Raw genomic sequence first — 12450 nt, forward strand, 5'->3', positions numbered from 1 at the left:
ATCGTCCTCATGCCGCTGGACTCCTACGACTTCTCGGAGCACTACGGGTGGGTGGCCGACCGCTACGGCGTGAACTGGCAGCTCATGCTCACCGACCCGGCGGGCGAGCCGCGCCCCTACATCGTCCCGAACCTCATGTTCGGCGGGCAGGCGCGGCAGGCCGTCGACGACTACGTGGCACTGTTCCCCGGTGCCCGGGTGGGCACCCGCGTCACCTACCCCGACGGGGGATCCCACTCGGGCAAGGTCATGTTCTCCGAGTTCCAGCTGTACGGTGAGTGGCTCACGGCGATGGACTCCGCCGTGGAGCAGCCCTTCAGCTTCACCCCGGGACTGTCCCTCATGGTCAACGCGGACGGTCAGGAGGAGATCGACCGGCTGTGGAACGGACTCTCCGCCGTCACGGCGGCCGAGCAGTGCGGCTGGCTGCAGGACCGCTACGGCGTGAGCTGGCAGATCGTGCCGGACACCATGGCCGAGCTCATGTCCCGCCCGGGGGCCTACGGGAAGCTGCTGGGCATGAAGAAACTGGTCATCGACGAGTTCTAGCCTGAACTCCCGGGCCCTCTGTCACGGAGGTACCCGCCTGTGTTCCCGCGGCCGCGAATCCCCAGGAGGATCGTGGCGCGGAGCGGGCAGGGGAGTACGCCCGTGACAGGGCTGTCCTATGTCCCGCAGAAGGTGCGGAACATCTCGTTGAACTCCTCCGGCGCCGGGCCCCGGAAAGCGGGCCCGTGGTCGGTGAAGGGGTCGGTCACCACGGCCAGCAGCTCATGGAACGGGGCGAGGTCGCCGGCTTCGGCGGCCCGGAGGGCGGCGTCGAGGAGATGGTTGCGGGGGATGTGGAACGGGTGCTCCATCGGTTCGAGGCCGCTCCAGTCGCCGCCGGGGAGTGCGGCGGGGTCGTCGTTGAGCAGGCGGTGGGTGTCGGTGAGGTCGGGGGAGTGCTCCTCGAGCATGCTGGTCCAGCGTTCCTGGACGGCCGGGTCGTCGGTGCCGAGGGTGCGGGTGAGTTCCGCGGCCTGGGCCTTCTCCCACCGTTCGGGGAAGGAGTTCATGATCTCCTGGGCGGTCTCGACCTCGATGAGCGGGACCATCGCCTCGGCGAGGCGGGCGAGGTTCCAGCCGAGGATGACGGGCTGGTTGCGGAAGGCGTAGCGCCCGTGGGTGTCGATGGAGGAGAAATAGGCGGAGGGGTCGAAACGGTCGAGGAAGGCGCATGGGCCGTAGTCGATGGTCTCGCCGGACAGGGTGGTGTTGTCGGTGTTCATCACGCCGTGGATGAAGCCGAGGCGCATCCACTGCGCGACGGTGGCGATCTGCGCGTCCATGACCGCGGCGAAGAACTCCTCGTGGGTGGAGAGGTCGGGGTAGTGGCGCTCGCGCGCGTAGGTGCACAGTCGCCCGGTGAGGTCCCCGGTGTCGGTGATGCGGGCGTACTGCACGGTGCCGATGCGCAGGTGGCTGGCCGCCGTACGCACGAGGACCGCACCGGGGACGGTGCCGGTGCGCATGATCTTCCGCCCGGTGGAGATGACCGCCAGTCCGCGGGTGGTGGGGACCCCGAGCGCGTGCATCGCCTCGGAGACCAGGTACTCGCGGAGCATGGGGCCGAGGGCGCCGCGGCCGTCGCCGCCGCGGGAGAAGGCGGTCGGGCCGGTGCCCTTGGTGTGGAGGTCGCGGCCGTCGATCTCGCCGAGCAGGAGGGCGCGTCCGTCACCGAGGCGCGGGGAGAACTGGCCGAACTGGTGGCCGGCGTAGCCCATGGCGACGGTGCGGTTGCCGCCGCGGCCGAGAAGGAACCGGATCCCCTCCCCGGAGCGGAGCCACGCGGGATCGAGGCCGAGTTCCCGGGCGTGCGGTTCGTTGAGCACGATGAGCTGCGGATCGGGCTGTTCCTCGGCGTGTGCGGCGTGGACGAGCTCGGGGAAGGAGTCGGCGAAGCGGTGGTCGAGCTGGGGGGCGTTCATGTGACCCAGGGTACGCAGGACTATACCCCGCGGGGTTTATCTGCTATGTTGTTGACAAGTAATCAAAAACCATTGTCAATAAGATTCCACTAACGATCCCGGAGGAGAAATGGCGACCACCGTGTCCACACCACCCAGCAGAAAGGCACTCATCCCGCCCATCATCCTGGGTGTCCTGGCGTTCGTCTCGGCCGTCGAGCCGTTGTCCGTCAACATGTACCTGTCCGGCCTGCCGCAGCTCGGCCGCGATCTCGACCTCACCCAGGCGGGCGCCCAGCTGACGCTGACCTTCTTCCTCGCCGGCATGGCCATCGGACAGCTGGTCACCGGACCGCTGTCGGACACCCGGGGCAGGCGCGGACTCTTCGTCGGCGGCACCCTGCTCCTGGTCCTGGCCACCGCCGCCAGTGCCCTGGCGCCGGTCGGCTGGGTGATCTTCACGGCCCGCTTCGTCATGGGTCTGGCCGCCGGCACCGCGGTCGTCCTGGCCCGCGCCGTCGCCGGTGACATGGCCCGGGGCCCGGAGCTGGCACGCGTGTTCTCCCTGCTCATGCTGCTCGGTGGTGTCGCACCGGTCATGGGCCCCGTGCTCGGTGGCCTCATCGTCGACGGGGTCGGCTGGCGTGGAGTGTTCTGGCTGCTCGTCGTGCTCAACCTCATCGCGGCGTTCGCCGTCTGGCGTTTCGTCCCCGAGTCCCTGCCCGCCGAGAAGCGCACCAGCGGTGGCATGGCCCCGTTGATGCGCGCCATCGGCACTCTGCTGCGTGACCGCGCCTACGTCGGCTTCACCCTGGGCTTCATCTTCTCCTTCTCCACGATGTTCGCCTACGTCGCCGCCTCGCCGTTCATCCTGCAGGACCACTACGGCTTCACCCCGGTCCAGTTCTCCTTCATCTTCGGCACGAACACCCTGGGTCTGTTCCTCATGGCGCTGACCAACGCGCGCATCGTCAAGCGTGTCGGCCCGCTGACGCTGGCCAAGGTGGGCAACATCGTCCTCCTGCTGGCCACGCTGTACCTGGTCACCGTCGCGCTTCTCGACGCCAACCGCTGGTTCATCCTCGTCGGACTCTTCGTCGTCGTCGCGTCGATGGGCGTCAACTTCGCCAACAACTCCGCCCTGGCCATCTCCCGCGCGGGCACCGTCACCGGATCGGCCTCCGCCTTCATGGGTGCGGGCCAGTTCGTCATGGCCGGCATCCTCTCCCCGCTGGTCGGCCTCGCCGCTGCGGCGGGCATGTCTCAGCCGGTCGCGATGACCGCCGTCATGCTCGCCACCGCCATCATCGCCGCGGTGGGCATCTACACCGGTGCCGCGGTGCTGCGCCGGGAGAAGGCGGCCAGCTAACGGTAGTCGGCCCAGACCCGCTGCTGTTCGCCGTCGAGGGTGACCTCGCCGCCGTAGGGGAGGATCCACTGCGGGCGGGTGTGGCCGAAGGGGACGCCGCACACGACGACAGCCCCGGGGTTGTACAGGGTGACCTGTTCGATGACCGCGTCGTACTGGTCCTCGCGGTCGCGGTAGTCGGCCAGGAAGAGGCTGCGTGACGGGGGACGGGCCACCATGACACCGGCGGCTGCGGCGATGATGTCCGCCTCACCGAGCGCACGGACGATCTCCATGATGCCGTGGGTGTTGGTCAGTCGCTGGGAGGCCTCGAGCATGAGGACCGCCCCCTCGAGGTCCTCGGCGCGCGGGATGCGGTCGGCCAGCGACATCTGGGTGATCACCTCGAAGCAGCCGCCCCAGGTGGGGCCGCTCACGCGACGGGCGGGCCCGGCCCAGCGCCACGGCCGGGTGGACTCACGCAGGCCGTTGACCTCCAGGGCGAGGGGGTCGGACCAGAGGATGCCGTGGTCCTCGGACTCGCCGGGATCGGTGATCTCCAGGACCCCGGTGCCTTCGAGGGCGGCGCGCAGGGAGATCTCGGTGATCTCGTCGATGTGGGGGCCGGCGCCGATCTGCACCTGGGTGTTGCCGCCGTGGAAGGCGCGGATGCCCAGGCTGTGCAGCAGGTTGAGGATGTTCGTGTTGTCGCTGTAGCCGAAGAAGGGCTTCGGGTTCGCCGCGATGAGCTCCGGGTCGAGGAAGGGGATGACGGTGACCTGGTCGTCGCCACCCAGGGTGGTGAAGATCGCGTCGATCTCCGGGTCGGTGAACGCCGCCATGATGTCACGCGCCCGGTCCTCGGGGAGGGACTCGAACTCGCGGGTGGTGGGGTACTCGACGGGCTCCAGTCCGAACTCCTCACGGAGCCGGCGCATGGCCTGCTCGTGAACCTCCGGACCGAGAGCGGGGGCCGCCTTGGAGGGGGAGAGGACGGCCACCTTCCTTATGTCAGCTTCGTTACCCATGTCATCAACTACACCACCAACGTCAGCTGAAATCCAGAAAACGCCCCGATCCCCATACCCGCCGACCGGGCGATCTCGGCCACGTCAGCGACTGATTCGGGGGTGTCCGGCGACATGGCGAGCACCCTCGCCAGCTCGCCCTTGTAGTGCTTGTTGAAGTGGCTGACCACCTTGCCGTCCTTCTCCACGCGCACGGTCACCGCGCCGGGGACCCTGCCGAGGTTCTGGTACGCGCCGGAGCGCAGGTCCACCACGAAGTCCTCCTCCGCCAGGGCCTCGGTGATGAGTCCGCCCCACCGCGCACGCAGGGTCGGGGAATCCGGCAGCCGGGTGCCGCCGGAGAGCCGGTAACGGGGGATGAGGTCGCCGGCGCGGACGAGGCCGAAGAGGGCGGAGCCGACGGCGAGGCGCCCCCACGCCCGGGCGGGGAGGGTGGGGGCCGAGAGGGCGTCGAAAAGCACCCCGGTGTAGCGGTGCAACGCGGGCATCGTCGGCGCGGAACGCAGCTCCAGGTTCGCCTCCGCCTCCGGGCGCAGCTTCTCCGAGATCTTCAGCACCTCGAGCGCGGTGGGGACCTCCAGCGACGAGAGATCGTCGATGAGCGAGGAGCGCACCGGGTTGAGCGCCGGGAAGCCCAGTCCCTCCAGATCGAGGGCGGGACCGTCCCCGCCGGGGGCCTTGGTTTCGGAAGGAGGGAGCACTATCAGCATGTGGGACAGGGTAACGGGTAAAGTCTCACACCATGATCACACGTCTCTCCTCGCTGTTCCTTCGCACGCTCCGCGAAGACCCCGCCGATGCCGAGGTGCCCAGCCATAAGCTGCTCGTCCGCGCCGGCTACATCCGTCGCGCCGCCCCCGGTGTGTACTCCTGGCTGCCCCTGGGTCTGCGGACCCTCCGCAAGATCGAGGACGTCGTGCGCGAGGAGATGGACGCCATCGGCGGCCAGGAGCTCCTCTTCCCGGCCCTGCTGCCGCGTGAGCCCTACGAGACGACCCAGCGCTGGACCGAGTACGGCGACGACCTGTTCCGCCTGCAGGACCGCCGCGGCATCGACATGCTGCTCGGCCCGACGCACGAGGAGATGTTCACCTCGACCGTCAAGGACCTGTACTCCTCGTACAAGGACTTCCCGGTCACGCTGTACCAGATCCAGACCAAGTACCGCGATGAGGCCCGTCCCCGCGCCGGCATCCTGCGCGGCCGCGAGTTCGTGATGAAGGACTCCTACTCCTTCGACATGTCCGACCAGGGCCTCGAGGACTCCTACGCCGCCCACCGCGCCGCCTACCAGCGCATCTTCGACCGCCTGGGCCTGTCCTACGCCATCTGCCAGGCCACGTCCGGCGCGATGGGTGGCTCCGCCTCCGAGGAGTTCCTCGCGATCTCCCCGAACGGCGAGGACACCTTCGTCCGCGCCACTGACGGTGACTACGCCGCGAACGTGGAGGCCGTGGTGACGCAGCCGGGCGTCGAGAAGCCCGTCGAGGGGCTGCCGGAGGCCCGGGAGTACGACACCCCGGACTCCGAGACCATCGCCACCCTGGTGGACTGGGCCAACTCCGAGGGCCTGGACGTCACCGCCGCCGACACCCTCAAGTGCGTGGTGGTCAAGGTCACCGCGCCGGGCGAGGAGCCCGAGCTGCTCGGCGTGCTCGTCCCGGGTGACCGCGAGGTCGACATGAAGCGCCTCGAGGCCTCCCTCGAGCCGTCCGAGGTCGCGATGGCGGAGGACGCCGACTTCCGGAAGAACCCGTTCCTCGTGCGCGGCTACGTCGGCCCCCGCGGCCTGGCCGCCAACGGCGTCCGCGTGCTCGCCGACCCGCGCGTGGTGAAGGGCACCACCTGGATCACCGGCGCCGACGCCCCCAACCGCCACGTCGTCGGCCTCGTCGCCGGCCGTGACTTCGAGGTCGACGGCTTCATCGAGGCCGCCGAGATCCACGAGGGCGATCCGGCACCGGAGGGCCAGGGCACCCTCACCCTGCAGCGCGGCATCGAGATCGGCCACATCTTCCAGCTCGGCCGCAAGTACACCGAGGCCTTCGACGTGCAGATCCTCGACGAGAACGGCAAGCGCGCCATCCCGACGATGGGCTCCTACGGCATCGGCGTCTCCCGCCTCATGGCCGTCCTCGCGGAGCAGCGCCACGACGACAAGGGCCTCAACTGGCCGGTCGAGGTCGCGCCGTACCAGGTGCACGTCGTGGTCGCCAACAAGGACGCCGCCGCCATGGAGGCCGGCGACCGCATGGTCGAGGAGCTCGACGCCGCCGGCATCGAGGTGCTTTTCGACGACCGCCCGAAGGTCAGCCCCGGCGTCAAGTTCAAGGACGCCGAGCTGCTCGGCATGCCCTTCGCCCTGATCCTCGGCCGCGCCTTCGCGGACGGCAAGGTGGAGCTGCGCATCCGCGGCGGCGAGACCCTCGAGATCCCGGCCGGGGAGGCCGTGTCCCGGCTCGTCGAGCTCATCCGCGGCTAGGCACATGCACCGACAGGCTCTCCTGCGCGACATCCCGTCCATCCGGGACCTGGAACGTCGCGCCGGGGAGCCTTTCCGCGCTCTGGGCCTGGACGCCGTCGCCGATGATGAGCCCCCGACGGTGGAGGACCTGAGGGGACCCGTCGAAGACGGGGAGATCCGCGTCATCGACGAGGGGCGCCCCGACGGGCGGCTGTCCGCCTGGCTGTGGCTCATGCCTCTCGACGACGGCCTGCACATCGAGCAGGTCTCCGTCGACCCGGAGCACCGCGGACGGCGGCTGGGCACCCAGCTGGTGCGGTGGGCCCTGGACCGTGCCGGGGAACTGGGGCTGCCCGAGGTGACGCTCACGACCTTCGCCGACGTCCCCTGGAACGGGCCGCTCTACCGGCGGCTGGGTTTCCGGGTGCTGGGGGAGCAGGAGATGAAGCCGGGGCTGCGCACCATCCGGGAGGTGGAGCGGGCCCTGGGACTCGACGTGGTGCCGCGGGTGGCGATGATCGCACCCAGCCGCACCTAGCCGCGCCGCTTGACTCCGCCCGGCCACCAGAACTTCTCGTCCAGCAGCTGCACGAGCGCCGGGATGAGGATGGTGCGCACGACCAGGGTGTCCAGCAGGACACCGATGAAGATGACGATGCCCACCTGCGCGAGCACCACCAGCGGCAGGACGCCCAGGGCGGCGAAGACGGCGGCCAGCAGGATACCGGCCGAGGTGATCACGCCACCGGTGGCCGACAGGGAGCGCAGGACGCCCTCCTTCGTGCCGTGGGTGCGGGCCTCCTCGCGGGCGCGGGTGATGAGGAAGATCGAGTAGTCGATGCCCAGCGCCACGAGGAACACGAAGGAGTACAGCGGGGTGAGGGCGTCGAAGCTGGAGAAGCCCAGGACGCCGGTGGAGATCCACCAGCCCAGGCCCAGGGCCGCGATGTTGGTGAGCAGCACCGTCGCGGTCATGATCACCGGCGCCATGACCGAACGCAGCAGCACCATCAGCGCCACCAGCAGGACGAGCAGGATCACCGGGAAGATGAGGGTGCGGTCCGCGGCGGCGGACTGCTCGGTGTCGTGGAGCTCGGCCTCCTGACCGCCGACGAGCGCGTCGGTGCCCTCCAGCGTGGCGCGCAGCTCCTCGGTGGAACCGCCGCTGACCTGCAGGATGTCCCATTGCCCGGCGGGTTCCTGCGGGGTGACGTTGTTGCCTGCCTCCTCAAGGGCTGCGGTGACGCGTTCCGGCTCCTGCGTGGCGATGATCGCCGGGGTGGCCTGCTGGTCGGGGAACTTCTCCTCCAGCACGGTGGCGGCGGTGATGGACTCCGGGGTGTCCAGGAACTGCTCCGCCTGGGTGAGTCCGGTGCGGATCTGCAGGGCGCCCAGGGCGGCGGCCCCGAGGAGGAGCAGGGAGACGACGGTGACCAGGGCCGGCCGCGCACGCACGACGCCGCCGATGCGGTCCCAGAAGCGGTGGTCGACCTCGTCGCCGACGCGCGGGATCCGCGGCCAGAAGATCCACCGGCCGAAAAGCAGCAGGACGCCCGGCAGGACGAACACGGCGAAGAGGAACGCCACGGCGATGCCGAACATGGAGGCCAGACCGAGGCCGCGGGTGGTGGGCACGGCGGAGAGCAGCAGGCAGGCGACGCCGAGGATGACGGTGGTGGCGGAGGCGAAGATCGTCTTCACGGTCGGTCCCCAGGCGGTGGCCATCGCCGCGAAACGGTCCTCCGTGCGGTGCAGCTCATCGCGGTAGCGGGAGATGAGCAGGAGGGCGTAGTTGGTGCCGGCGCCGAAGACGAGGACGGAGAGGATGCCCGCGGTGGACTCGTTCCAGGCGGCACCCAGGGCATCCAGCGCCCAGGTGTAACCGGTGGCGGCGACGCGGTCGGCCAGGCCGATGACCAGCAGCGGCAGGATCCACAGGAGAGGGGAGCGGTAGGTGACGATGAGCAGGACCGCCACGATGACACCGGTCACCGCCAGGAGCAGGACGTTGGCGCCGGCGAAGACGCCGGCGAGGTCGCCCTCGATGGCGGCGGGGCCGGTGACCTGGGCGGTGACGCCGGCGGGCAGGTCGGCGGAGGCCCGCTCGCGGAGTTCGGTGATCTTCTCGGAGTTCTCCGTCAGGCTCTCCGAGAACACCTCCACCGGCACGAGCGCGGCCGTCATGTCCCCGTTGGGGACCAGCGGCCCGCCGAGGTCGGCGGCCCGCGGTCCGAGGGCCGCCAGGTCGAGGGGGTCGTCGCTGCTGAACAGCACCAGCGCGGCGCCGCCGTTGTCACCGGGGCGTTCCTGGAGGATCCGGGCGACCTGCGTGGAGTCCACGTCGTCGGGGGCCATGGTGGTCGGGTCCGAAGGGGCGTCCGCCGGCCCGAAGGACATGGCGACGCCCGCGAGGGCGATGAACAGGAGGGCGAGCCAGCGGAAGGCCCGGGCAGTGGTGGTACTCACCACACCCAGCGTAGCGGTGTTATTTCGTCGTGGCGGCGGCGCTGGCCAGCCACTCGCGCCACCCGTCGGCCTGCGCGTCACGGACCGCGGTGAGCCACATGTCGGCGGAGGCCTTCTCCAGCTGGGCCACGAACTCCGGGGTGGCCGGGTCCACGCCCGCCCGCAGCTCGTAGCCGGGCTCCGCGACGGGCACCTCACCGGTCGGGGCGAGGACCTCGCGGAGGAGGGTGATGCGGTGTCCGGTGGCGTCGATAAGCGGATCAATGAGGTCCGCCTCGTGGAAGGCGCGGGCGACTTCGAGGCCGTGGAGGGTGGCGAACTCCGCGCGCAGCAGCGCGCGCGCCTGCTCGGCCTCCGCCTGGAGGAGAGTGTGCTCCCCGGGGGCCTCCGCCGCGAGCTCCACCGCCTGACGTGCGACGAGGTCGCGGGACGCGGCGGGCACGGCGTCGACGGCGTCGACCGTGATCAGGAAGGAGTCCCCCGGCTCCACGGGGGAGGGCGTGTAGGCGCACGACGCAGGCACCGAGCCGTCCTCGTGGGTGCCGCACAGACGCGCGATCTCCGCCTCGAGCTCCGCGGCGTGGGCGGCACGACCGTCGGCGTGCGCCCGGTCGGCGAGCGCGGCCACCTCGGGGTTCGGCTGCGGACCGAGGAACTCGGCGACGTCCTCCAGCGAACAGGAGGCCAGCAGCGGCACGAGCAGCAGGGGAGCGAGACGACGGTTCACAGCCGACACCCTACCCGCGATAGGGTGTGTGGCATGGCATTCCCCGGCGAAGCAGAACTTGTCACCCTCATCACTCCCGTCACCGAGTCGTGCGGCCTCGACATCGAGGGCGTCAAGGTGACCCGCGCGGGCCGGAAGTCGGTCGTCGGCATCTTCGTCGACTCCGACATCCGCCCCGACCTCGACCTGCTGGAGCAGGTCTCCCAGGAGGTCTCCACGCTTCTCGACGCCGCCGAGGAACGCGGCGAGGTCAACCTCGGCGCCGGCTACACGCTGGAGGTCTCCACCCCGGGCGTCGACGCCCCGCTCACCCTGCCGCGCCACTGGCGACGCAACCGCGGACGCCTCGTGGAACTCATGGAGGACGGACAGAAGTCGACCTGGCGCGTCGGTGCCCTCTCCCCGGACGAGACGGCCGTCGTGCTGGTCCGTCCGGTGAAGAAGGACCTGGAGATGCGGATCCTCGAGTTTTCGGAAAACGCCCGCGCGGTGGTAGAAATTGAATTCTCGAACCCCCCGGCGGCCGAGACAGAGCTGACCGGACTTGACTATGACCAGGCTCTCACCTGGCAGGAGGACAACAAGTGAATATCGACATGGCTGCGCTGACCACCATCGAGAAGGACAAGGGCATCCCGGTGGATGACATGCTCCAGACGATCGGCAGCGCACTCATCCACGCCTACCGCGAGTACCGCGGCGAGGAGGAGAACAACGAGGCCCGCGTCGACATCGACAAGGCCTCCGGCTCCGTCGCCATCGTGGTCACCGAGCTCGACGAGAACGGCGAGGCCACCTCCGAGTACGACGACACCCCGGGCAACTTCGCCCGCATCGCCGCCGGTGCCGTGCGCGACGCCATCGTCAAGCGCCTCCGCGAGGCCGAGAACGTGCGACTCTTCGACGAGTACCAGGCCTTCGAGGGCCGCGTCGTCTCCGGTGTGGTCCAGCACGACGAGACCGCGAACTCCCGCGGCATCGTCATCGTCCAGCTCGGCACCGAGGCCGACCCGCAGGACGGCATCCTCCTGCCCGCCGAGCAGATCCCGGGCGAGAAGCTCAAGCACGGCGACCGCGTCAAGGCCTACATCGTCGGCGTGAACAAGGGCCCCCGCAACGTGCAGGTCAACCTGTCCCGCACCCACCCGGAGCTGGTCCGCGGACTCTTCGAGCTGGAGGTCCCGGAGGTCGCCGACGGTTCCGTCGAGATCCTCGGCATCGCCCGTGAGGCCGGCCACCGTTCCAAGGTCTCCGTCGCCGGAAAGGTCAAGGGACTCAACGCGAAGGGCGCCTGCATCGGTCCCCGCGGCCAGCGCGTGACCAACATCATGAACGAGCTCGGCGGTGAGAAGATCGACATCATCGACTGGTCCGAGGACCCGGCCACCTACGTCGGCAACGCACTCGCCCCGTCCAAGGTCGTCAACGTCGAGATCATCGACGCCGAGGCCCAGACCGCGAAGGTCACCGTGCCGGACTACCAGCTCTCCCTCGCCATCGGCCGCGAGGGCCAGAACGCCCGCCTCGCGGCGCGTCTCACCGGCTGGAAGATCGACATCCACTCGGACATCAACTGAGTCTCTTCACGGCAGGGAGTTCAAATTCAGGTGAAAATAGAGTAAACTGTTCGATGGCCCATGTGCCGTCGATGATCAGCACCTGAGTAGGAGACGAATGACGCAGACCCGCGCACCCCGCGAGATCCGCGTCCGTACCTGCATCGCCACCCGTGAGCGAAAGCCCGACATCGAGCTGCTCCGGGTGGTTCTTGATCCCCGGGACCCGACCCGCCTCCTGGCGGATCCGGGCCGGAGGCTCCCCGGTCGGGGAGCGTGGATCACCCCTGACGTCACTGCACTCGAGCTGGCGGAACAACGCCGCGCCTTCGGGCGGGCGTTCCGGGTGTCCGGGACAAGCCTGGACACAGGTCACGTGCGTACGTACCTCGCAGCAACCGCTGCCGGACCCGACATCACAAGAAAGACCGAACACTGATGAGCACAGCACGATGAAGCATCAGCGATGAAAGTCACAGACATCATCTAGAGGTCGAGTTCCCTTTCCGGGGCTTGACGCTCGATCTCTGGTAACAACAAGAGGAGTAAAGTGCCCGGAAAGCTACGCGTACACGAGCTCGCAAAGAGGCTCGGCGTAACCAGCAAGGAACTGCTCGCCACGCTCAAGGAGCAGGGCGAGTTCGTGAAGACCGCTTCGTCCACCGTCGAACCGCCGGTGGTCCGCAAGATGGAAGCGCTCTACGAGAAGAAGGACGGCGGTGCAGCCAAGCCTGCCGCCAAGCCGTCCGCAGGTGCCCCGAAGCCCGGCCCCAAGCCGGGTGGCGCACCCAAGCCGGCTGCCCCCAAGCCGGCGGCCGCTGCCCCGAAGCCGGCAGCACCCAAGCCCGCTGCTGCCCCGAAGCCGGCAGCACCCAAGCCGGCGGCACCGAAGCCGGCCGCTGCTGCCGCCCC

General features: G+C 69.4%; 13 protein-coding genes. 8 read left to right on the forward strand and 5 right to left on the reverse strand.

The window, feature by feature from the left end:
- Window positions 1-549: VOC family protein (locus tag GXZ33_RS11740; protein WP_291341318.1), on the forward strand; the 549-nt coding region annotated here is incomplete at its 5' end.
- Between the two features lie 116 nt (window positions 550-665).
- Here the strand turns inward: GXZ33_RS11740 and GXZ33_RS11745 are convergent.
- Window positions 666-1970 carry a protein adenylyltransferase SelO family protein gene (locus tag GXZ33_RS11745; protein WP_291341319.1) on the reverse strand — a complete coding sequence of 435 codons (1305 nt, stop codon included), beginning with the start codon at window positions 1968-1970 and terminating at the stop codon, window positions 666-668.
- A 109-nt stretch (window positions 1971-2079) separates the two neighbouring features.
- Between GXZ33_RS11745 and GXZ33_RS11750 the strand changes: the two genes are divergently transcribed.
- The gene (locus GXZ33_RS11750; RefSeq protein ID WP_291341322.1) at window positions 2080-3318 is read left to right on the forward strand and encodes a multidrug effflux MFS transporter; all 1239 of its coding nucleotides are present in this window, start codon (window positions 2080-2082) and stop codon (window positions 3316-3318) included.
- Here the strand turns inward: GXZ33_RS11750 and GXZ33_RS11755 are convergent.
- Both GXZ33_RS11755 and yaaA read right to left on the reverse strand, forming a co-directional pair.
- Window positions 3315-4325, reverse strand: coding sequence for a S66 peptidase family protein (locus GXZ33_RS11755; protein ID WP_291341323.1), 1011 nt, complete (start codon window positions 4323-4325; stop codon window positions 3315-3317). The two genes, GXZ33_RS11750 and GXZ33_RS11755, sit on opposite strands and share 4 nt — an antisense overlap.
- Before the next feature lie 8 nt (window positions 4326-4333).
- Window positions 4334-5035 carry a peroxide stress protein YaaA gene (gene yaaA / locus GXZ33_RS11760; protein WP_291341324.1) on the reverse strand — a complete coding sequence of 234 codons (702 nt, stop codon included), beginning with the start codon at window positions 5033-5035 and terminating at the stop codon, window positions 4334-4336.
- Between the two features lie 32 nt (window positions 5036-5067).
- Between yaaA and GXZ33_RS11765 the strand changes: the two genes are divergently transcribed.
- A complete protein-coding gene (locus GXZ33_RS11765; protein WP_291341325.1) occupies window positions 5068-6807 on the forward strand; it encodes a proline--tRNA ligase in 1740 nt (579 codons plus the stop codon).
- Between the two features lie 4 nt (window positions 6808-6811).
- Window positions 6812-7327 carry a GNAT family N-acetyltransferase gene (locus GXZ33_RS11770; protein WP_291341326.1) on the forward strand — a complete coding sequence of 172 codons (516 nt, stop codon included), beginning with the start codon at window positions 6812-6814 and terminating at the stop codon, window positions 7325-7327.
- Here GXZ33_RS11770 and GXZ33_RS11775 read toward each other — a convergent pair.
- Both GXZ33_RS11775 and GXZ33_RS11780 read right to left on the reverse strand, forming a co-directional pair.
- On the reverse strand, window positions 7324-9255 hold the full coding sequence (locus GXZ33_RS11775) for an MMPL family transporter (protein ID WP_291341328.1): 1932 nt from the start codon (window positions 9253-9255) through the stop codon (window positions 7324-7326). The two genes, GXZ33_RS11770 and GXZ33_RS11775, sit on opposite strands and share 4 nt — an antisense overlap.
- A gap of 19 nt (window positions 9256-9274) precedes the next feature.
- On the reverse strand, window positions 9275-9982 hold the full coding sequence (locus GXZ33_RS11780) for a hypothetical protein (RefSeq protein WP_291341330.1): 708 nt from the start codon (window positions 9980-9982) through the stop codon (window positions 9275-9277).
- A 33-nt stretch (window positions 9983-10015) separates the two neighbouring features.
- On the opposite strand from GXZ33_RS11780, the gene rimP reads away from it, so the two are divergent.
- The 4 genes from rimP to GXZ33_RS11800 all read left to right on the forward strand — a co-directional run.
- A complete protein-coding gene (gene rimP / locus GXZ33_RS11785; RefSeq protein ID WP_291341332.1) occupies window positions 10016-10570 on the forward strand; it encodes a ribosome maturation factor RimP in 555 nt (184 codons plus the stop codon).
- Window positions 10567-11559 carry a transcription termination factor NusA gene (nusA, locus tag GXZ33_RS11790; protein WP_291341333.1) on the forward strand — a complete coding sequence of 331 codons (993 nt, stop codon included), beginning with the start codon at window positions 10567-10569 and terminating at the stop codon, window positions 11557-11559. Before rimP ends, nusA begins: the two co-directional genes overlap by 4 nt.
- A gap of 97 nt (window positions 11560-11656) precedes the next feature.
- A complete protein-coding gene (locus GXZ33_RS11795) occupies window positions 11657-11977 on the forward strand; it encodes a YlxR family protein (RefSeq protein WP_291341335.1) in 321 nt (106 codons plus the stop codon).
- A gap of 111 nt (window positions 11978-12088) precedes the next feature.
- A partial coding sequence (locus GXZ33_RS11800) for a translation initiation factor IF-2 N-terminal domain-containing protein (protein WP_291341337.1) occupies window positions 12089-12450 on the forward strand: 362 nt, incomplete at its 3' end.

It is taken from the genome of Corynebacterium sp. (assembly GCF_012838985.1).
In the GTDB taxonomy this organism is placed as follows: domain Bacteria; phylum Actinomycetota; class Actinomycetes; order Mycobacteriales; family Mycobacteriaceae; genus Corynebacterium.

Coding starts and splice junctions, on each gene's coding strand:
- rimP (WP_291341332.1), top strand. CDS start 10,016: ATGGCATTCCCCGGCGAAGCAGAACTTGTCACCCTCATCACTCCCGTC.
- GXZ33_RS11755 (WP_291341323.1), bottom strand. CDS start 4,325: ATGGGTAACGAAGCTGACATAAGGAAGGTGGCCGTCCTCTCCCCCTCC.
- GXZ33_RS11765 (WP_291341325.1), top strand. CDS start 5,068: ATGATCACACGTCTCTCCTCGCTGTTCCTTCGCACGCTCCGCGAAGAC.
- yaaA (WP_291341324.1), bottom strand. CDS start 5,035: ATGCTGATAGTGCTCCCTCCTTCCGAAACCAAGGCCCCCGGCGGGGAC.
- GXZ33_RS11770 (WP_291341326.1), top strand. CDS start 6,812: ATGCACCGACAGGCTCTCCTGCGCGACATCCCGTCCATCCGGGACCTG.
- GXZ33_RS11745 (WP_291341319.1), bottom strand. CDS start 1,970: ATGAACGCCCCCCAGCTCGACCACCGCTTCGCCGACTCCTTCCCCGAG.
- GXZ33_RS11795 (WP_291341335.1), top strand. CDS start 11,657: ATGACGCAGACCCGCGCACCCCGCGAGATCCGCGTCCGTACCTGCATC.
- GXZ33_RS11750 (WP_291341322.1), top strand. CDS start 2,080: ATGGCGACCACCGTGTCCACACCACCCAGCAGAAAGGCACTCATCCCG.